The following is a 19123-nucleotide window of genomic DNA, read 5'->3' as shown; positions in this document are numbered from 1 at the left end:
TAATGCCAGATAAACAGGTTCGGGCAAAGCCCCCGTTAAAAAATCCTGTAAAATTCTCGCTTTAGGCAGTTGTCCACCGCGATTAACTGTCTTGGCAGGAATGCTCGCCGTCGCGATTGGAATGTGGAAAGATTGGTGTTACTTACTTGCTAAAGAAAATCTTTGGTATACGGGTACGCCGGGTGAATCTTTGATGTTGAGGGGCATCGATCTTGTTTAAAGGCAAAAGAATTTTTGCAGCATTGTCTGCGACGGTTGCTTTAAGTTTTTCGTTTTATGCTGATGCCAATGCAATATCTCTGCAGCAGGCCATCGAAAAGACGATGAAAACGAACCCGCAGATCTTGCAGGCTGCGAAGGATCGTGAAGCTGTCGAGTTTGAACTTCGCCAGGCGCGCGGTTTATACTTGCCATCGGTGGATCTGGAGAGCGGGATCGGGCGTCGTCGGCTCTCGAATGCCAGCTCCGGTTCGCTGAGAGATGATCATGACTATCTGTCGCCAGGCGATGTTGGTCTGACGATCTCGCAGACACTTTATGATGGCGGCAGCCGCCGCTCCCAAGTCGAGCAGCAGGCCTCGCGCGTCGATGGCGCCTCCTTTCGGGTGCTCGAACGCTCCGAGTCGCTCGCCCTTGAAGTGACGCAGGATTATCTGGAGTACGTGCTCCAGAACCAGATCGTTGCTGCTGCCAAGCAGAACGTCGCCTTCCACTCGCAGATGGTCGGCGACATCGACGAGAGCATCAAGGGCGGCGCCCTGACGGATGCCGACCGGCTGCAGGGCAGCGAGCGCTTGCAGGCCGCCAAGGCGCGGCTGCGCGAAGCGCTCGAAGAACTTGAGCAGACGAAGATCCGCTTCCTGCAGGTCGTCGGCGAGCCGATCACCAATGCGCAGACGCCGCCCACGGTCGGCAAGTTCGTGCCGAAGACGTTGAACGATGCGGTCTTCGTTGCTGGCAAGAACAGCCCGCGCATCTATTCGGCCAATGCGGATATCAACGCAGCCGATGCCGGCGTTCGCGGCGCGCGCGCCAACTATATGCCGAAGGTCAATCTCGAAGGCACGGCCCGCGTCGGCAACGACATCGATGGCGACGAAGGCAACACCAACGACTATCAGGTTCGCGTCGTTGCCCGCTGGAACCTCTATCGCGGCGGCATCGATGTCGCCCGCGAGCAGGAGCAGATCCGCCGCGCCGATGAGCAGCGCTATAATCTCGCCCAGGTTCAGCGCGAGGTCGAGCAGTCGGTTCGCTCGGCCTGGAACGAGCGCGTCAGCCGCGGCGAGCTTTCCGGTATCCTCAACAAGCAGGCCTCGATCAACAACCAGCTCGTCGGTTCCTACCGCGAGCAGTTCAAGGTTGGCCAGCGCTCGCTGCTCGACGTGCTCGATGCGCAAAACACCAGATTCAACACGCAGGTTCTCGCCGATACCGCGCGCGTCGCATCGCAGTTTGCCGAGTACAAGATCCTGGCGGCCTCGGGCAATCTGCTTCAGACGATGAAGCTGAGGCCGGTCGATCAGTCCAAGCCTTATGCGCGGGAAGAGTTTGCTGTCCCCGCCAGTGTCGCGAATCCTGGATATGTCGAGCTTGATTCCCATCAGAAAGCCGGCTTGCCCCTGGATCTCCTAGCGCCAATTCGACAGCAGTAGTCGAGATGGCCATGGAACAATGCTGAACGTAGCGCTCGAGACTTCCAGCAGCACATCGCTGCAGACATTCAAAGCCGCATTCAAATCCGTGGCTGCGTTCTATGGCCGACCAAGCTCCGACACGGTCCTCTTCTCCGGTCTTCCGGATGAGGTGACCGAGTCGCTTGAGGTTGACGATGTCGAACGCATGGCCGAGCGCATCGGCCTGCAGGTGATCAAGCATCAGGAGCGCGAATGCCGCCAGGGCAATTTCGATTGTCCGGCGATCGCTGCGTTTGCCGATGGCAGCGTGCTGCCTCTGCTCGAGGTCGCCGAGGACGGTTCCTATGTCACGGATATCGTTCCCATCGCCGGCAGTGAGATCCGGCTGACGCGCGAAGAATTCCTGGCGCTGAAGCCGCAGCTGGCATTTGCCTTCACGCTTTACTATCAGAACGCCTCGGAAGAGGCACTGGTTGGTAATGCCGTGGAGATCGAGAAGCGGCATTGGCTAGCAACGACCCTCGCACCTTACTGGCGCACCTATGTGCGCGTCATGGTCGCGGCGCTCTTCATCAATCTGATTGCGCTCGGCTCTCCGCTCTTTACGATGAACGTCTATGATCGGGTGCTGCCGAACAAGGCAATCTCGACGCTTTGGGTGTTGGCCGCGGGTATCTCGCTTGCCTATATCTTCGACTTCCTCTTGAAGACGGCGCGTTCGTCGCTCATCGACTATGCCGGGCGAAAGGCCGACCTGCGTCTGTCGCAGCTTCTCTTCGACAAGGTGCTCAACTCGACGCTCGCCTCGCGGCCGATGTCGACGGGCGAATATGCCAACCGCGTCACGCAGTACGAATTCGTTCGCGAGTTCTTCACCTCGAACACCATCGGCGTGCTGATCGACAGTCTGTTCGTTTTCATCTTCCTCGCGGTCATTTATCTGATTTCCGGCTGGCTGGTGGTCATTCCGGCCGTAGCATTCGTGTTGTCTGTCATCATTGGCCTCTACGCGCAGGCCGCGATCGGCAAGCGCATGGCGACCGCCGCCAACGAGGCATCGCGGCGCCAATCCTTGCTGGTGGAGACGATTTCGACGATCGAAACGCTGAAGAGCCTGCGCGCCGAAGCGACGATGCTGCGCCGCTGGCAGGAGCTTACCAAGTATTCGAGTCGCACCAGCGAGGACATCAAGCATATCTCGACGAACGCCATCAACATGACGATGTTCATCCAGCAGATGGTGAGCGTCCTGATCGTGATTGCCGGCACCTACGAGTTCTCCGAAGGCCGCATTGCCATGGGCGCGATTGTCGCGACGGTCATGCTGGCGAGCCGCGCGGGCGCACCGCTCGGCCAGATCGCCATGACGCTGGCGCGCTTCCGCCAGGCAACCATGTCCCTTCGCATTCTCGATAAGATCATGGAGCAGCCCGACGATCGTCCGTCCACCGTCGGCTTCGTCAACCGCGAGATCACCCGCGGTGCCTTCAGCTTCCAGGATGTGTCCTTCCAGTATCCGGGATCGGACTATCCCGTCATCAACAAGCTGTCCTTTACGGTGCAGCCGGGTGAACGCATCGGCATCATTGGCCGCATCGGTTCCGGCAAGACCACTCTCGGCCGCTTGCTTGACGGGCTCTTTTGTCCCTCGGGCGGCCGTGTGCTGATCGATGGCGTCGATATCCGGCAATATCACATGGCCGAAGTTCGCTCGGCGGTCGCCGTGGCCGGCCAGTCGTCCGATCTCTTCTCGGGCACGGTCAAGGAAAACCTGTTGATCGGGCGCGCCGACGCGACCGACGAGGAGCTCCTCGAGGTCGCCCGCATGACCGGTGTCGACGAGTTCGTGGGCAATCATCCTCGCGGTTTCGACATGCCGGTCGGAGAACGCGGCACCAACCTGTCGAGCGGCCAGAAGCAGGCGCTGACGATCGCCCGTCTGCTGCTCACCAAGCCGAAGATCGTATTTCTCGACGAGCCATCGGGCGCCATGGACCTGGCGACCGAGCGCAACCTGATTGCGCGCCTGTCGACGGCCATCAGTCGCGACACCACACTGCTGATCGCCACCCACCGCTACAGCATGCTCGAGCTCGTCGACCGTCTGATCGTTGTCGACAAGGGTCGGATCATCGCCGACGGACCGAAGAATGCAGTCATCGAAGCGATGCAGCGCAAACCGGCGGGGGCGCAGCCATGAGCCTCAACAATCGCCACGACAATCCTCCACTTCTCGCCCGCGGCATTCTGGCGTTGGTGGCTCTGGTCATTGCGAGCTTCCTCGCCTGGGCGGCGATCGCCGATGTCAACGAGATCGCCCGCGGCGAGGGCAAAGTCATTCCAGTTTCGAAGACGCAGATCATCCAGTCTTCGGAGCCCGGCGTCGTGCAGCAAATCGCCGTCGTCCTCGGTCAGGTCGTTCGCAAGGGCCAGCTGCTGGTCCAGCTCGACAACACGACGACGACGTCGTCGCTTGGTGAATCCGTCGCCAAGGCCCGGGCGCTTGGTGCCAAGGTGGCCCGATTGAAGCTCGAGGAAGCCGGCCAATACGATACGCCTTTTATCTGCCCGCAAGAGATTTTGGCCGTTGCAAAGGAAGTGTGCGCAAACGAGGAGCAGCTTTTTGCCGCCGATCGTGCCAGCTACCAGAACAAGCTCGGGGTTCTGAAGGAACGTGTTCGCCAGCGCGAGAACGAGCTCAGCGAAGCCCACGCCAATATCGATCGCCTGCAGCAGAACATCGAAGGCGCACAACGCCAATATGACCTCATCCACCCGTTGGCCCAGAAGAAGCTTGTGGCCCAGACCGAAGTCCTGAAAACCGAGCGTGATCTCACCGACCAGCAGGGCCAGCTCAAGGTCTATCAGGAAAGCATCGACCGTCTGGAAGCAGCCGTGCAGGAAGCCAAGCTGCAGCTCGGCGATCTTGCCCTCGAATTGCGCCAGCAGGCGCTGACCGATAAGGCACAGGCCCTGGCCGAGCTCTCGGTCGTCGACGAGACCATTCGCGGCGCCTCTGACCGCGTGAAGCGCACCGACATCCGCTCGCCGGTTGACGGTATCGTCAACACGCTTGAGGTCAACACCATTGGAGCCTATGTCGATCCCGGCCGCGTCATCGCCGGCATCGTGCCGACCGCCGATACGCTGCTGATCGAAGCGAAGATCTCGCCGCGCGATGTCGCCTTCGTGCGCCGCGGCCAGCCGGCCGTGATCAAGGTCACGGCCTACGACTTCTCGATCTTCGGCGGCCTCGAAGGCGTCGTCGAGAACATCTCGGCCGACAGCCTCGTCGAAAAGGAAAAGGGCGAGACCTACTACCTGGTTCAGGTCAAGACCGACAAGTCGGCGCTCGAGCGCAACGGCAAGTCCTATCCGATCATCCCCGGCATGGTTGCCTCGGTCGAAATCATGACCGGCAACAAGACGGTGCTCAGCTATCTGATGAAGCCGATCAACAAGGCGCGCAGCGAAGCGCTGACGGAGCGATAGGATGCTGATCGTCAAGCCAGGCAGCAATGCACTCTCCGAGCTTGAACCGCTCGATGAGCCTTTGCCGGCCATCGGCGCCGATGAGATCGAGCCGCGCTTCCGCGCTGTCGTCGGCCGCGGCGGCGAGCGACGTGGCATCCGCCTCGAACGGATCTACTGGGATGGCCTCGGTCGCATGTCGTCGGCCGGCAAGATGAGCACTGCCGACCTCGTGCACTACACCGCCTCGCAGATGCCCGAGTCTGGCAACCTCGCCTCGCTGCTGCGCGTCCTCAGCTTCAAGTGGGCGCTGCGCCGGCTGGATACGGTCGAGGACGCGTCATCGCTGGCAAACGTCAATGCCATCATCCAGGCGTCGCCCTCGCCAACGATCCTGCTGACGCAAGAGAAGAAGATCCAGCTCTTCAACGATCCCTTCCTGACCATGCTGCGCCAGCGTCTCCCGCTTGGAGATACGGCGCAGTTGACAAAAAGCTTGAGGTTTTCGATCGACACGCAGATCGACGAAGCGATCGCAACGCTCTATCGCAATCGCGGCAAGACGCTGAATACCGGCTTCACCATTGGCGTCGGCTCACAGTCGATGAAGGGACAGATCAATCTGGCTCTGGCGCCGACGCATGAGAAGTCGATGCTGATCGGCTACATCTCACGTTATTGATCGACTATTCCGGACATGAAAAAGGCAGTTGAACGCAACCGCCTTTTCCCGTGTCTTGCTTGTGATCCTCAGAACGCCACGCCTTCACCGGGAGCCACCTTTTCCAGCGGCATTGCCGAAGCCACCTGCTTGGCGCCGGTGCGCGTTCCATGCAGATAGCCTTTGCCCTCCGCAATCGAATAGAGCGGCATGTAGTCGGGCAGCTTCGTATCAGGCAGAACCTCGTCATGCATGTTGTCGAGGATGAAGCGATTGCCGTCGACCGCGACGGAAAGCACCGCGTGGTAGAAATGCCGCTTCTGGTCGAACAGGACGACAACTGACATGTCCTTGAGATCGACGCCTTCGGCGTGCAGGGCCGCCATCTTCAGGATCGCGAAGTCCTCGCAATCGCCCTGCTGGCGCGCGAGCGTTTCGGCGGGCGTTGCCCAGTAGTCAGCAGCCTTGTAGGTGTCGATGTCGCGGCTGTAGCGGATCGTGTGGTTGATCGTGACGTTGACTGCGTTCAGCTTGTCGCGGATCGAGGCCTGCGAGGTCTTGGTGAAGGCAAGGTTGATCGCGGTCGCGGCATCGGAGCATTTGCCTGCGCTGCAGTTGATTGCGGTTCCATCCGTCATTTCCGACAGCGACGGTGCGAACTTCTTCAGAGCGGCAAGACGCTTGAAAGGAATCGCGACCGTTCCGAATGCGCCGCTGCCCATCGGCGCGGCAATCGCCGGGCGCTCGGCTGGCTGCACCGGTGCGACGCTCTCCTTCACCCAGCCGGCAGGCTCGGGCTGCAGCGATCGGGTCAGCGCAGTAACGTCCATGGTACCGATGGCGTTCGCCGCCAGGCTGAGGAGGTTGGCGATGCCGCCAAGGGTCAGCGCGCGGGCTGTGTCAGCAGCGAAGTCAACGGAGTACATCGCGCCGGAGATCCGTGGGGACGGAAGCGCGGAGGCCGAGGAGATATTCGGCGACAATGCAAGGGAAAATGCGGAGAAAGTAAACGCGGCGATATTGCTTATTTTTATACTGCGCTTCATGGATCGTCGTCTCTCGTTGGCTGAGAGAAACGTACAAAACAGCTATAAAAATCAGGTATTTAAGCGTGGATAAAGCCAGTATAAATTATCCATTCAAAAGAACATAAAAGTTTAGTGTCTCCATCAACCAAGTTTGGGCGAAGGGTTTGCTTTCCCGTGTTGCCTGTGCAGATATGAAATCTGCCAAAAGGCCGGAAGAGGCGGCGATTACGAGAGTGGGGGAACAGGTGACAGTGCAGTCAATCGAGCAGGTGCAAGGCTCGCATGGTTTACGCTCGACACGGCAAGTGTCGCCTTCGGAAGGCGTCGGTTCCCTGAAACTCATCAAATGCCTTCTCGCAATGTCGATCGTCGTCGCCTGCGGGATGCTCGCGGGCTGCCAATCCGACGTCGATGGCATCGCCAAGAATGTGAAGACCAATGATATCAAGGCCCCCTCGAGCGAGGTCGAGGAGAGCTTCGGAGAAACGGGAGCGGAAATCACGCTCCTGTTGCCCAAGGGCACGACCGGCATTTACGACGGCGCTGCACGTGACGTGCGCGACGGCGCCGGCCTCGGCGTCGGCGAACTCGGTGGTAATCAGGTCTTCGTGAAGGTTGTCGACGTGGCCTCCGGCGCTCCGGCTGCCGCGACTGCGGTGAGCGCTGCCAAGACGCGCGGTTCCGTTCTCCTCGTCAGCTATGCATCACCTGCCGTCACCTCGGCTATTGCCGCGGTCCCGGCCGACCAGCGACCGCCTTTGCTCAATCTCGGCGCGCCGGTGCCGCCGACATCTGGCAATGTCTACAACTTCGTTTCCGATGAGATCGACAGCGCCATCGACGGCGCACGGGCAGCCTTTGCCAGCGGTCATAAGAAGGTACTAGTTTTTACGCAGAGCGATTTTCCGGCTGCGGGCGAGGAGCGATTGGCAAGCGCCATCCGTGCCGGCGGCGGCACATACCTCGGCCTCACCCGCTATGATCTGACCGATGCCGCCGCAGCGGACGCGGTCAAGAGGGCTGGCGCCATTCTGCAGAATGCCGACACCGTGCTCGTCCTGGGGAAAACGGTGATCACGACGACCATTGCGGGCGCTGTGAAAGCAAGCGGCAAGACGAACATAACCGTCGTCGGCACCAGCGCCTGGCCGTCGCAGGCTTATTCGAATCCCTCGGTGGCGGGCACGGTGATTGCCATGGTCGAGCCCGAGGGCGCGACGATGATTGCCGAGCGCTACCAGCGCCACTACAAGCGCACGCTCTCTACCGATGCGGCTTACGGTTATGATGCGGTGGCCGTTGCCGCCGGCATTGTCCGGACAAAGGGACCGGAGGGGATGAACGCGCAGAACCTGACGAGCAAGGTCGGCTTCCGCGGCGTGACCGGTCTCTTCAGGCTGACGCCGGCCGGTACCGTGGAGCGCAAGATGAGCCTTTATTCCATCAGCGGCGGCAAGCTCACTCTGCTCGGTGCAACGCCGGCGTCGTTCTGACGTTGACACCAGCCTCGGGCATAACCACGTGTCCAGGCGCTGCACGCATGGCGGAGCCGTTGCTCGTCGAGGATGCCGACACCTTGCCGCCCGCGATCATGGACCGCGACTTCTCGTTCGACGTCACCTCGGAGCTATTGGCGCCATATGACGATCCGTTCGGGCAGGTTTGGGTCGTGGAGCCCCATCGCAAGTCGTACGGCTTTGACCCGGACGACTTTACGGCTGGACCGGATCGCCGCTTGGTGATTGTAAGCCGAGCGGGCAGGGCGTGCGGTTACCTCTTGTCGAAGAGCTGGAACGACTTTGTCTCGGTGGAAGACCTCGCGGTCGACAGCCAGGAGATCCGGTGCCGGCAGGCTGCTTATGGACCGCGCCATCGGCTGGGCGCGCGAGCTAGATGCGCGCGGCATCCGTTTGGAGACCCAATCGAACAACGTGGCCGCCTGCCGCTTCTACAAGCGATATGGCTTCGAACTCGGCGGATACGACAAGTATCTCTACGCCGCGTTGGAGCAGCGTAGAGAGGCAGCACTCTTCTGGTACCTGTTCCTTACGGCTGTTGAAGTCTAAGGCCGTGCCGAAGAAAAGAAAAGCTCCGGGCTTTCCACTTCAACGAGCCGTCGGCGCTCGATCTGCCAGAACCGGTTGCCGACCGCGCGTACGAAGCTGCGGTCGTGCGAGACCACGAGGCAGCTGGCCTGATGTGCCATGAGCTCGCCCTCCAGCGCTTCCTGCCCGTCGATGTCGAGGTGGTTCGTGGGCTCGTCGAGCAGGTAGAAATTCGGCTCCGCCAGCCGCAGGACCAGCATGCCGAGCCGCGCCTTCTGGCCGCCCGAAAGCCGCCCGACGGCGCGCGACTGCATGTCGATGGTCATGCCGGCACCCGCCAGCAGCGCCCGCGCCCGCTGATCGCCGACCTCGAAACGGCGGATGATCGTCTCCATCGGCGTGTCCTTGTCCTTGAGGTCGGCGAGCGCCTGATCGCTGTAGCCGAGAACCAGGGAAGGTGTCGCCTTGATACCGTCCTGTGCCGTCTCGGCATTGCCGATCGCCTTTCGCAGCATCGCAATCAGCCGCGATTTGCCGGCGCCATTCTCCCCGAGCAGCACGATCCGGTCACCCTGGCAGATGAACTGCTTACCAGTCCGGAAGAGCGGTGTGCCGTCGGGCGTGCAGACCTCGGCGTCGTCGAGCGTCACCAGCACCTTGGCATGCGTGCCGCGGTTGGCGAGCTTGATCGCACCGGCCGATCGCTCGAGGCGGGCGGGCTTGGTCGCATCCTCCAGCTTGTCGGCGCGTTGCTTCAGTTGCTTGGTCTTGACCACCAGCAGGTCGCTACCGGAGTTGATGCCGATATTGTTGAGCTTCGCGGCCTGCTTCCGCAGCTGCTCGGCTACCTTCATGTCGCGCTCGTAGCGTCGCTTGTCGGCTGCATCCGCCTCGTCCAGCGCCGCCCGCGCCCGACTGTAAGGTAGGGAAAAGACCTGCGATTGCTCCGGTCGCAGGAACAGCGTGCGATTGGTGACGGCATCGAGAAAGGCACGATCATGGCTGGAGATAATGACGGGAACGTCGCGTGGCAGGGCGTTCAGCCATTCCTCGAGTGCCGCTATCTTGCCGAGATCAAGGTGGTTGGTCGGCTCGTCGAGCAGCAGTGCGTCCGGCTCCATCACCCAAGTCCGCGCCAGCATCGCCAGCCGCTGCCAGCCGCCACTGAGCTGTCCGACCGGGCGGCTGCGCAAGGCTTCCGGCACGTCGAGTGAATCCAGCACGATGTCGACGCGCCAGCTTTCGTTCGCCTGCTGGTCGGCGGGCAGCGCCTGAAGGACCGCATCGTGGAACGGAACGTCAAGCAACCCTGTCGGCACGTCCTGCTCGACATGGCCGATCGTCAGTCCGCGCGAGCGCGTGATGTCGCCCTGGGTTGCCTCCAGCGCGCCTGAAATGCAACGCAGCAGCGTGGACTTGCCACGGCCGTTGGCGGCGATGAGCCCGAGACGGTCGCCGGCATTGATGACGAGGTCGAGCTTGGCAAAGAGCGGTGCGCTCAGAGTGACGCCGAGATTGCGGATATTGATAAGGGTCATGATCTTGCTCTGGTCTTGCCGAGCGATCACACGGGGCGAGGGCATGCAGCCTTCATCGCGTGCGTGTGCTCAAGCTCGGTGGATGGATCGTTGCAGACGAGCTGAATGCCCGAACTGCTGCCACGAGGGGCAGACCAGGAAGAGAGTGAGAACGGTCTCTGGTCAGCCCTGCAAACGCATTTGCAGGGCGTTGACGGGGCCACGCTGCCGGTTGAACCGGAAATAGCATTTTTGCACGCGACCCTCCTTTCTCTTTGAGTGCATAGGCGAAATACCATCAGGCATGGAGAAATGCAACCGAAACGGTTGCATCAGCTCATTCAGAACTCTGTGCGGAGGAGGATTGCCAGGCCAGACGCTGCTTGAAGACCCCACAGGCGTTGGCAGCTATCCGTTCGGTCCGCAAGAAATCGCGGCAAAGGAGCGGGTGAAGCTGATTGAAGCGCCCTCTGTCGCGAACGTGCACATTTGTTGCCCGTCGGTTGGTGCTGCGGAAGAGCATCTTTCTCAGCTCCTCTTCAGCCAACACAATTCCGGCGGTCAATGATCAATCACCGCCGAACTGCATCTAAAACCTCTTGTTCAAAAGCGGCGCTGTCACCTTTTCCCAGACCATCCACGGTGAGTTGAATATCGATGATATCCCTTGCGGCAAGACCTGAGGCCGCTGTGGAGCCAATGTGGTGTATATATGCGCCAGCCTGTGCGGCCCGCATGACAACCATCCTCAGATCTGTGAAATCTTCGAGCCAACTCGGTGGAGATTGCCCAATTTCTATTCGCACCGAAGCTCCTCACCGGTTCTCCGATCGATGGCAGGGTTGCGGTACGGCCAACCGAGGACATCCGGATAAAGACGCTGATCAGTTGAGTCAGCATGGCCTAACTTGCACAGGGCGGTTTGGCTGTTATAAGCGCCCCGATCGGCAAATTCTTGCTTTCAGGAGAAAAGCCCATGGCAGGCGGTGACGACGACTACGTTTATGACGAAGTGACGGGTGAATGGCGTCCGGCTGCGGAATTGGCTGCCGCCGGGCAGGGGGCGAGCGAAGTCCGGGATGCTTCCGGAAATGTTCTCAAGGATGGCGATTCCGTCACCTTGATCAAGGATCTGAAGGTCAAGGGGGCCAATCAGACCCTGAAGCAAGGTACGGTTATCAGATCGATCCGGTTGACGGATAACCCGGAAGAGATCGACTGCCGCCACGACACCATCAAAGGCCTTGTCTTGCGCACGGAGTTCGTGCGCAAGCGTTGAGCGGCGTGATTGGCGCAGGACTATGGGACGCCGCGCAGGATAAGGGCAGCGCCCTTTCCGCTCAGCGCTTCAAACTGCCCAGGATGCCGCGCACCAGTGCCCGGCCGACCTGTGTCGCGACCGTGCGAGCCACGCTCTTCATCGCGGCTTCGACGACCGTCTCGCGCTGGTAGCCGGACGAGCGGGCGCGGCCCTCGGTCTTGCTCTGCTGTTCGTTGTCGTCATCGCCGAAGCCCGGCAGCGTCCAGCGACCCGAGGCACTGCCCTCGGTCGGCTGCGTCGGTTGCGCCTGCTTGGCTGCGTCGGAGTCAGACGCTTTCCTGGCGCGCGCAGCCAGGATCTCGAAGGCGGATTCGCGATCGAGATCCTCGTCGTAGACGCCGAGCACCGGGCTCTTGTCCATGACCTGCTGGCGCTCCGGATCGGTCAACGGGCCGACGCGGCCGGATGGCGGGCGGATCAGTGTCCGCTCGACGATCGAGGGGGATCCTTTTGCCTCGAGTGTGGACAGCAGCGCCTCGCCCGTGCCGAGCGTGGTGATGACGGTGGCACAGTCGAAGGCTGGATTGGGCCGGAAGGTGTCCGCAGCCGTCTTCACCGCCTTCTGCTCGCGTGGGGAATAGGCGCGCAGCGCGTGCTGCACTCGGTTGCCGAGCTGCGCGAGTACGGTCTCCGGCACGTCGAGTGGATTCTGCGTCACGAAATAGACGCCAACGCCCTTCGAACGGATAAGGCGGACAACCTGTTCGACACGCTCGATCAGCACCTTCGGCGCGTCGTTGAAGAGCAGATGTGCTTCGTCGAAGAAGAAAACGAGGTTCGGCTTGTCGGGATCTCCGACCTCAGGCAGTTCCTCGAAAAGTTCGGAGAGCAGCCACAGCAAGAAGGTTGCATAGAGGCGCGGGTTCATCATCAGCTTGTCGGCGGCAAGCACCGAGATCTGACCATAGCCGCGGTTGTTGGTCCGCATGATGTCGGTGATCTTGAGTGCGGGTTCGCCGAAGAAATGCTGTGCACCCTGCTGTTCCAGCACGAGCAAGCCTCGCTGGATCGAGGCGACCGACGCCTTCGAGATCAGGCCGAATTGGCCGGATAGTTCGGTCGCGTTCTCCGCCATGTAGTTAAGCAGCGAGGAAAAGTCCTTGAGGTCGAGCAGCGGCATGCCGCCCTGGTCGGCGATCTTGAAGGCGATGTTGATGACGCCTTCCTGCGGCTCGGAAGCATCCATCAGCCGCGCAAGCAGCAGCGGTCCCATCTCGGCGATCGTGGTACGGACGCGGTGGCCCTTTTCACCGAAGAGGTCCCAGAAGATCACCGGGAACTGGTCGAATTCGTAGTCGTCGAAGCCGATCTGCTCGGCCCGTTTGGTCAGGAAGTCCTTCGGTTCACCCTTGGCGGCAATGCCGGAGAGATCGCCCTTGATGTCGGCGCAGAAGACGGGCACGCCAGCCTTCGAAAAGCCCTCGGCAAGCACCTGCAGTGTCACCGTCTTGCCGGTGCCGGTGGCGCCCGTCACCAGGCCATGGCGGTTTCCGAATTTCAGGTCGAGATATTCCGGCTTGTTGATGCTGTCGTCCGGATTGCGGCTGACGCCGACGAAAATCTTGCCTTCCTCGAGCATTTCGAAAATTCTCCCTACGGCTGTCGGCGCCGATTGCGTCAAAGTGCGGAGCGTCGTTTTCCCGCACGGTCATTGTAATATCGCTTCCCTGTTATAAGCAGGGAGTCCAGTGCGGACAACTGTCTGCATTAAAGGGAAAAGTAGGATAAAGCCTGCATTTGCGGCAGGCGGCTTGAGTTGCCCCGAAAGTTCGATTAACGTTGACGTTAACGTCAAAAATAGGAGGCTGACAATGAATGAAATCGTAGACCAGATCGCCGCGCGCGTGGGCATCCCCGCAGAGGTGGCCGAAAAGGCGCTCGGCATGATGCTCGGTTTCCTGCAGCGCGAAGCGGCAGACGGTCCGGTCGCCAAGATGATCGAGGCGATTCCGGGCGCCTCCGATCTCGTTGCCAAGTATAACGGCGAAGGCGAGGGCGGTGGCGGCGGGATCCTTGGCAGCATCATGGGCGCGCTCGGCGGCGGCGGCATCATGGCGCTCGGCCAGCAACTGATGTCGGAAGGCCTCGGCATGGGTGAGATCACGACGCTTGCCAAGGAGACCATCGCGATTGCCGAGCAGCATGCCGGCAAGGAAGTCGTAGACGAGGTCGTCGGCTCGGTTCCAGGTCTCAGCCAGTTCGTCTAAGAGGCAAAGCCAAGACTTTCGGCGGGCGGGCTTGTCCCCGCCCGTTTGCATTTTTAGCTATGGCGTTACGCCGAGCAAGGTCAGCCAGGTTTGCGACTGGTCTCTGGCAGCTTTGCGCCCGGCATCGTCAAGCGCGCGAGGGCCGCAGTAACGCTCGACGTTTGCCCGGTCGGCGTCGTTGATCTGAGGATTGCGCGATGCGGCGATGACCTGGCGCCAGGCGCAGCCAAGGACGGGCTCGACAACGATGCCCTTGTTGCAGCCGGTGCTCAGGCACAAAGAGACTTTTCGCTGACTTTCAACGCGGCCAGCGATCGCATTGGCGTAAAGGCCGGTCCAGGCCGCACGAATTTCTGCGCAGCGCTCGGCGGCATCGCTTTCGTGGCAACTGATCTTCGGCACATAGCTGTCCGCAGGCGGCCAGTCGGCAACCTCGGCGAGGCTGACGCATCCACAGGCAAGAAGAGCTGCGGCAATCAACTGCAACATCGGGCTCCTTTGCTTGGCGCAAGCGGCAAGAGAATCACGGGAGACAAGCTCAAGGATTTCTTTACGTGCTAAAGGAGCACTTCTGAAGCGTCATTATATCAGGATCGGCAAGGCAAGCGGTCAATGCTTGCTCTTCGTTTCCCTTGCCAGCTGAAGGATGACGTCGTCAGCCGCGTCGGCCAGCGCCATCGCGATTTCGGCCGCCTTCCATCCCCGCTTCTCACCATTGCGGATGAGCTCGAAGAGGAGGGGCTCGAACTCCGACCTGCAGGTTTCCATACGTTGATCGGAAATCGAACGATTCTTAGACAAATGAGTATCTACCATGTTAATACCCCAAAACCCTCGAGATAGATTTAGCAAGGCGGTGGAAGAGCGCAAGTAAATATATTAATCGAGCTTTAACAATTTCGACTAATATATACTTTATTCGCCAAATGATAGAAAAACGCAAGAAGGGCCCGTCGGGGTTGGACGAGCCCCGCCTTCTTTGTCGCATTGGAACAGCAACGCGGTCAGCAGGAAAATCTTCGTTGTACAAGGCGAAAGGGTCAACACCTCAATATTCTGTATAGCGTACCATAAATGTGTTGCGATGGATTACGATCACACATTCATGATACAATATTTTCGCTCGCCATACGGGAGGCGTTGCGAAATTCTCTTCTGTTTTACTTTAGTTAAACGTGTATTTCCGAAATTACTTTCGAACGTGGTTGTGCATGATCACACCCAGCTCGTGCCATTCTCGGCCATCGCGCCGGATGAGTTCCTCGGCGCAAGACGGACCCATGCTCCCCGGTGCATAGGACTCCGGGGTTTCGCTGCTTTTCGCCCAAATATCGAGGAATGGCTGCACGGCCGCCCAGCCGGCCTCGATGCCGTCGGCGCGCTGGGAGAGCGTCTGGTCGCCGATGAAGAGATCGTAGAGGAGGGACTCGTATCCGGTCATCTTGCCGATGTCGAATTTGTCGGCATAGCGGAAGTCGAGCGAGACGGGCACGGTGTCCACGGAAAGGCCGGGCGACTTGATGGAGATCTCGACGCTCAGCCCCTCATCCGGCTGGACCTGGATGACCATCCTGTTCGGCGGCAGTTGCCGCTTGACGTCGGTCTCGCGAAACTGCGCGAACGGCACCTGCCGAAAAGTCACCACGATCTCCGTATCGCGCGCCTTCATCGCCTTGCCAGTTCTCAAATAGAACGGCACGCCTGCCCAACGCCACGTATCGACAAAAAGCTTCAGCGCGACGAAGGTTTCGGTGTTGCTGTCGGGCGATACATCCTTGGTCTCCCGGAAGGCCGTGATGTCGTTGCCATCGAGCTTGCCGGCCGTATAGGCGCCGCGCACGGCATGGGTGACTGCCTCCTCCGGTGTGCAGATGCGAAGCGCGCTCAGCGCCTTGCTCTTCTCGGTACGGATCGCTTCTGCGCCGAAACCGTTCGGAGCCTCCATCGCGATCATCGCCAGCAGCTGGAACAGGTGATTGGGGACCATGTCGCGCAGCGCGCCGGTGGCGTCGTAGAATTTGCCGCGCGTTCCGACGTCGACCGTTTCGGCGGCCGTGATCTGTACGTGGTCGATATAGTTGTTGTTCCACAGCGCCTCGATCATCATGTTGGCGAAGCGGGCGGTCAGAATATTCTGCACCGTTTCCTTCCCCAGGAAGTGGTCGAGGCGATAGACCTGGCTCTCGGCGACGTTCTTGAGAATGCGGGCGTTCAACGCGCGGGCCGAGGTAAGGTCGGTGCCGAAAGGCTTCTCGATGGCAATCCGGCGGAAGCATCCGTCAGCCTCGCGGGTCAGACCGTGTTCGGCCAGCTTTTCGACAAGCGGTCCGAAAAACTGCGGCGGCACGGCGAGATAGAAGGCCGCATTGCAGCTCGTCAGGTGCTTCTTGATCTCGAGGAATATGCCGTCCTGGGTGAAATCGCCTGACATGTAGGAGATCCGCTGACGCAGCCGTCGCCACGCATCGTCCGTCTCCGGCAGGATCGGTTCGCTCAGTCCGGAAAGGAAACTGTCCAGTCGTGCCACCAGCGAAGCGTCGTCGCCTGGATCTATGCCGACGCCGAGAATGTTGAGATCATCGCCGACCAATCCGCTTCGCGTCAGATTGATGATCGCCGGTATCAGCAGGCGCCGCGTCAGGTCGCCCGTAGCACCGAAAATGACAAGTGTGGCTGGCGGAATGGGAGCGGCGTTCATGAATGTCTCCTCGCTATGTGCGACGACTATAGTGCGCGCGGGTGCGGCGGCAAGCAGGACGCCGCCTGACCTTGCAAGCCAATGTCAGCCGATCCTGGCGCCCATCTGATGCGCTAGCCAGGAGGCTTCCACGTCGACGGCGCTCTCAAGCCTTGACGGCAACCATGAAGAACCGCGGGAACCGCAGCAATACGCGGCCGTCCGACATCTTCGGGTAGGCCTTTTCCACGCGGCCGATGTAGTCGGCCAGAAACGCATCGCGATGCTCGTCGCCGGCGTGGTCGAGATAAGGCCTGAGACCTGTTCCTTTGACCCATTCGACGATCGCCGCAGCATCCGCCATCGGATGGTTGTAGGCGGTATGCCAGATGTCGACGTGGGCAGCCTTGCCGATGAGCCGGCTGTAGTAGGTGGAGGGCGGCGGCAGTGGCTGACGGCGAACGCTCTGCCCTTCGAAGGCGGCTTTCCAGGGCCCGGCATGCGCCGTCTCCTCCATCAACAGATGGGTTGGCTCGGTCAGGTTGTCCGGCATCTGCACCGCCAGCACGCCGCATGGCGCAAGTCCGTTTATCAAGCGGTCGAAAATGTCCAGGTGGTTCGGCAGCCACTGGAAAACGGCATTGGCAAAGAGCAGGTCAGCCGGTTCGCTTGGCTGCCAGGTGCCAAGATCGGCCTCGACGAAGGGCGTGCCGGGCATGCGGTTGCGAGCCGCCTCCAGCATGTTCAAGTCGCTGTCCAGGCCGGAGACACCAGCCGCCCCGAAACGCTCGACGATCAGCTCCGTCGAGTTGCCCGGCCCGCAGCCGAGGTCCACCGCACGACGGACATGCTCAAGCGGCACCTGCGCCAGCAGATCGCGCGCCGGACGCGTGCGTTCATCTTCGAATTTGACATACTGGCTGGCAGACCATGCCATGGATCTCTCCAATGAAAGAACTCAAGGGGAAAACACCTTCGGTTGGCGGCTTTTCCTTGGGTTCCGTTGCGTTTCGACCGGCATTCGCACCGATCGGCGAAGTCTTACTTTCCGCCGGACAGATCGCTTTGCTGTCCTTCGGTTCTTGAACCATTCTCCATCTGTGGACGCCCCGGTGAATGCAAGAAGAGTTTCCGGCGGCATTACGCGTAGTCGGGTGCTGACATCTGTCCGGCCTTTCGCGCGACCGTTCATCTGTCGCTGGCCCGTATGGGAGTTCGCGGATCGGGCTCCAAATCAATGCGGCGTGCTGGAAGCACTCCGGAGATTCCTGGCTTTCCCGACCCCGTCTCATCGACTGTTGCGCCATACCTTCCGTTCGACCTTCCTACATCTCGACGACCTCTGGCCGGGCGGTTATGCCGCCACAGCTGGAGCCTTATAGACGCCACCCTTTGCCATGAGTGCCCACACGATGCGGGCCATCTTGTTGGCGAGAGCGACCGTCACAAGCATGGGTGGCTTGCGGGCAAGTATGCGCCCGAGCCACGAACCTTCTGGGGTGCCGCGCCGGCGAGCCTGCAGCACCACGGCGCTTGCACCAATGATGAGCAGGCGGCGCAGTGTTCGCTCTCCCATCTTCGATGTTTCGCCGAGCTTTTGCTTGCCGCCGGTGGAGCGCTGCAAGGGGGTCAATCCCAACCAGGCAGCGAAGTCGCGACCTCGCTTGAAGCCAGCCGCTTCTGGGGCCAGGGCAATCAAAGCCGTCGCGGTGATCGGACCGATGCCGGGAATTGTTGCCAACCGCCGTGCGTCTTCGTCTTCCCGGGCACGCCGAGCGATTTCGACATCCAGTTTCTGGATCCTTTGGTCGAGCGACTTCAGCGTATCAACCAAAATGGCGAGAGCCATGCGTGTGGCCTCCGGCAACTTGCTCCTGGGATCCTCCACGTGCAAAACAAGTCTGGTGACGTGGGTCGGGCCCTGGGCAACAATCAGTCCGTATTCCGCCAGGTGGCCCCGCAAGGCGTTGATCGTCTGGGTACGTTGCCGCACCAGCAAATCGCGTGCCCGGAACACCGCCGCGCTTGCCTGCTGCTCCTCACTCTTAACCGTTACAAAGCGCATCGTCGGGCGCTGGGCCGCCTCGCAGATTGCCTCGGCGTCGGCGGCATCGTTCTTTTGGCGTTTTACAAAAGGCTTTACATAGGCAGGGGCAATCAGGCGAACCGAGTGGCCGAGTTTGCCGATCTCGCGTGCCCAATAATGCGCGCTGGAGCAGGCTTCCATCGCGACGATGCAGGCCGGCTGTCCGGCAAAAAACGCGAGCAGCTTGTCCCGCCGCAGCTGCTTGCGGAAAACGACGGCGCCGGCGGTATCCGATCCATGCACTTGAAAGACATTCTTGGCCAAATCCAACCCCATCATGCTAGCGTTCATTTCGGACGTCTCCTCTGTTGTGGCGGTTAACACCCACCATGTTGGCACATTCGATGCCGTCGAGGGGCGTCCACCCCATCAATGCGTGACCCTGATGCATATGGCTTCGGTCACAGAGTGGCGTTCGGCTCCCGGCTTCCCATTCTCCTGCAAGAGCGCAGCCCAGACCTGCCGGGCTCGCT

General features: G+C 60.6%; 18 protein-coding genes and 1 pseudogene. 10 read left to right on the top strand and 9 right to left on the bottom strand.

Features of this window, described 5'->3' with window-relative positions:
- Positions 1–293 precede the first annotated feature (293 nt).
- From BSG20_RS27255 to BSG20_RS27240, 4 genes are read left to right on the top strand one after another with little or no spacing between them, the layout of a single operon-like run.
- The gene (locus BSG20_RS27255; RefSeq protein ID WP_072380435.1) at positions 294–1655 is read left to right on the top strand and encodes a TolC family outer membrane protein; all 1362 of its coding nucleotides are present in this window, start codon (positions 294–296) and stop codon (positions 1653–1655) included.
- A 19-nt stretch (positions 1656–1674) separates the two neighbouring features.
- Positions 1675–3837: a type I secretion system permease/ATPase gene (locus BSG20_RS27250; RefSeq protein ID WP_072380348.1), complete on the top strand. Its 2163-nt coding sequence runs from the start codon at positions 1675–1677 to the stop codon at positions 3835–3837.
- Positions 3834–5129 (top strand): HlyD family type I secretion periplasmic adaptor subunit, encoded by a 1296-nt coding sequence (locus BSG20_RS27245; RefSeq protein WP_072380346.1) that lies wholly within the window; start codon positions 3834–3836, stop codon positions 5127–5129. Before BSG20_RS27250 ends, BSG20_RS27245 begins: the two co-directional genes overlap by 4 nt.
- A gap of 1 nt (position 5130) precedes the next feature.
- The gene (locus tag BSG20_RS27240) at positions 5131–5790 is read left to right on the top strand and encodes a ribbon-helix-helix domain-containing protein (RefSeq protein WP_072380344.1); all 660 of its coding nucleotides are present in this window, start codon (positions 5131–5133) and stop codon (positions 5788–5790) included.
- 68 nt (positions 5791–5858) lie between these two features.
- Here the strand turns inward: BSG20_RS27240 and BSG20_RS27235 are convergent, their stop codons facing one another.
- Positions 5859–6695: a transglutaminase-like cysteine peptidase gene (locus BSG20_RS27235; RefSeq protein ID WP_244541447.1), complete on the bottom strand. Its 837-nt coding sequence runs from the start codon at positions 6693–6695 to the stop codon at positions 5859–5861.
- Positions 6696–7042: 347 nt separating this feature from the next.
- On the opposite strand from BSG20_RS27235, the gene BSG20_RS27230 reads away from it, so the two are divergent.
- Together BSG20_RS27230 and BSG20_RS38955 are read left to right on the top strand one after the other, a co-directional pair.
- Positions 7043–8290, top strand: coding sequence for a type 1 periplasmic-binding domain-containing protein (locus BSG20_RS27230; protein ID WP_072380433.1), 1248 nt, complete (start codon positions 7043–7045; stop codon positions 8288–8290).
- Between the two features lie 47 nt (positions 8291–8337).
- A pseudogene (locus BSG20_RS38955) lies at positions 8338–8863 on the top strand (GNAT family N-acetyltransferase).
- Here the strand turns inward: BSG20_RS38955 and BSG20_RS27220 are convergent.
- On the bottom strand, positions 8860–10380 hold the full coding sequence (locus tag BSG20_RS27220; RefSeq protein ID WP_072380431.1) for an ABC-F family ATP-binding cassette domain-containing protein: 1521 nt from the start codon (positions 10378–10380) through the stop codon (positions 8860–8862). The pseudogene BSG20_RS38955 and the gene BSG20_RS27220 overlap by 4 nt on opposite strands.
- Positions 10381–10723: 343 nt before the next feature.
- On the opposite strand from BSG20_RS27220, the gene BSG20_RS37805 reads away from it, so the two are divergent.
- Positions 10724–10927, top strand: a complete 204-nt coding sequence (locus BSG20_RS37805) for a hypothetical protein (RefSeq protein WP_072380340.1) — start codon at positions 10724–10726, stop codon at positions 10925–10927.
- A 4-nt stretch (positions 10928–10931) separates the two neighbouring features.
- Here the strand turns inward: BSG20_RS37805 and BSG20_RS37800 are convergent, their stop codons facing one another.
- The gene (locus BSG20_RS37800) at positions 10932–11105 is read right to left on the bottom strand and encodes a GrpB family protein (protein WP_244541449.1); all 174 of its coding nucleotides are present in this window, start codon (positions 11103–11105) and stop codon (positions 10932–10934) included.
- 230 nt (positions 11106–11335) lie between these two features.
- On the opposite strand from BSG20_RS37800, the gene BSG20_RS27210 reads away from it, so the two are divergent.
- Entirely contained in the window at positions 11336–11638 is a 303-nt protein-coding gene (locus BSG20_RS27210; protein WP_072380335.1) for an alkylphosphonate utilization protein, read from the top strand.
- Between the two features lie 61 nt (positions 11639–11699).
- Here the strand turns inward: BSG20_RS27210 and BSG20_RS27205 are convergent, their stop codons facing one another.
- The gene (locus tag BSG20_RS27205) at positions 11700–13259 is read right to left on the bottom strand and encodes a helicase HerA-like C-terminal domain-containing protein (RefSeq protein WP_072380333.1); all 1560 of its coding nucleotides are present in this window, start codon (positions 13257–13259) and stop codon (positions 11700–11702) included.
- A gap of 232 nt (positions 13260–13491) precedes the next feature.
- On the opposite strand from BSG20_RS27205, the gene BSG20_RS27200 reads away from it, so the two are divergent.
- Positions 13492–13887, top strand: a complete 396-nt coding sequence (locus BSG20_RS27200; protein ID WP_024317911.1) for a hypothetical protein — start codon at positions 13492–13494, stop codon at positions 13885–13887.
- Positions 13888–13944: 57 nt separating this feature from the next.
- Here the strand turns inward: BSG20_RS27200 and BSG20_RS27195 are convergent, their stop codons facing one another.
- The 4 genes from BSG20_RS27195 to tam form a co-directional block, all read right to left on the bottom strand.
- On the bottom strand, positions 13945–14376 hold the full coding sequence (locus BSG20_RS27195) for a hypothetical protein (RefSeq protein ID WP_083540007.1): 432 nt from the start codon (positions 14374–14376) through the stop codon (positions 13945–13947).
- 120 nt (positions 14377–14496) lie between these two features.
- Positions 14497–14688 carry a hypothetical protein gene (locus BSG20_RS35845; RefSeq protein ID WP_141652601.1) on the bottom strand — a complete coding sequence of 64 codons (192 nt, stop codon included), beginning with the start codon at positions 14686–14688 and terminating at the stop codon, positions 14497–14499.
- A gap of 388 nt (positions 14689–15076) precedes the next feature.
- A complete protein-coding gene (gene zwf / locus BSG20_RS27190) occupies positions 15077–16585 on the bottom strand; it encodes a glucose-6-phosphate dehydrogenase (RefSeq protein WP_072380331.1) in 1509 nt (502 codons plus the stop codon).
- A gap of 145 nt (positions 16586–16730) precedes the next feature.
- The gene (gene tam, locus BSG20_RS27185) at positions 16731–17501 is read right to left on the bottom strand and encodes a trans-aconitate 2-methyltransferase (protein ID WP_072380329.1); all 771 of its coding nucleotides are present in this window, start codon (positions 17499–17501) and stop codon (positions 16731–16733) included.
- 11 nt (positions 17502–17512) lie between these two features.
- Here tam and BSG20_RS36660 point away from each other — a divergent pair, with 11 nt between their 5' ends.
- Entirely contained in the window at positions 17513–17650 is a 138-nt protein-coding gene (locus tag BSG20_RS36660; RefSeq protein ID WP_167371608.1) for a hypothetical protein, read from the top strand.
- 268 nt (positions 17651–17918) lie between these two features.
- Here BSG20_RS36660 and BSG20_RS27180 read toward each other — a convergent pair whose 3' ends face one another.
- Positions 17919–18941, bottom strand: coding sequence for an IS110 family RNA-guided transposase (locus tag BSG20_RS27180; protein WP_072380328.1), 1023 nt, complete (start codon positions 18939–18941; stop codon positions 17919–17921).
- Positions 18942–19123 lie beyond the last annotated feature (182 nt).

Source organism: Rhizobium tibeticum (genome assembly GCF_900110205.1).
Classification (GTDB): domain Bacteria; phylum Pseudomonadota; class Alphaproteobacteria; order Rhizobiales; family Rhizobiaceae; genus Rhizobium; species Rhizobium tibeticum.
Note: the sequence above shows the minus strand (reverse complement) of the source record. Positions and strands in the feature narration are given on the sequence as shown.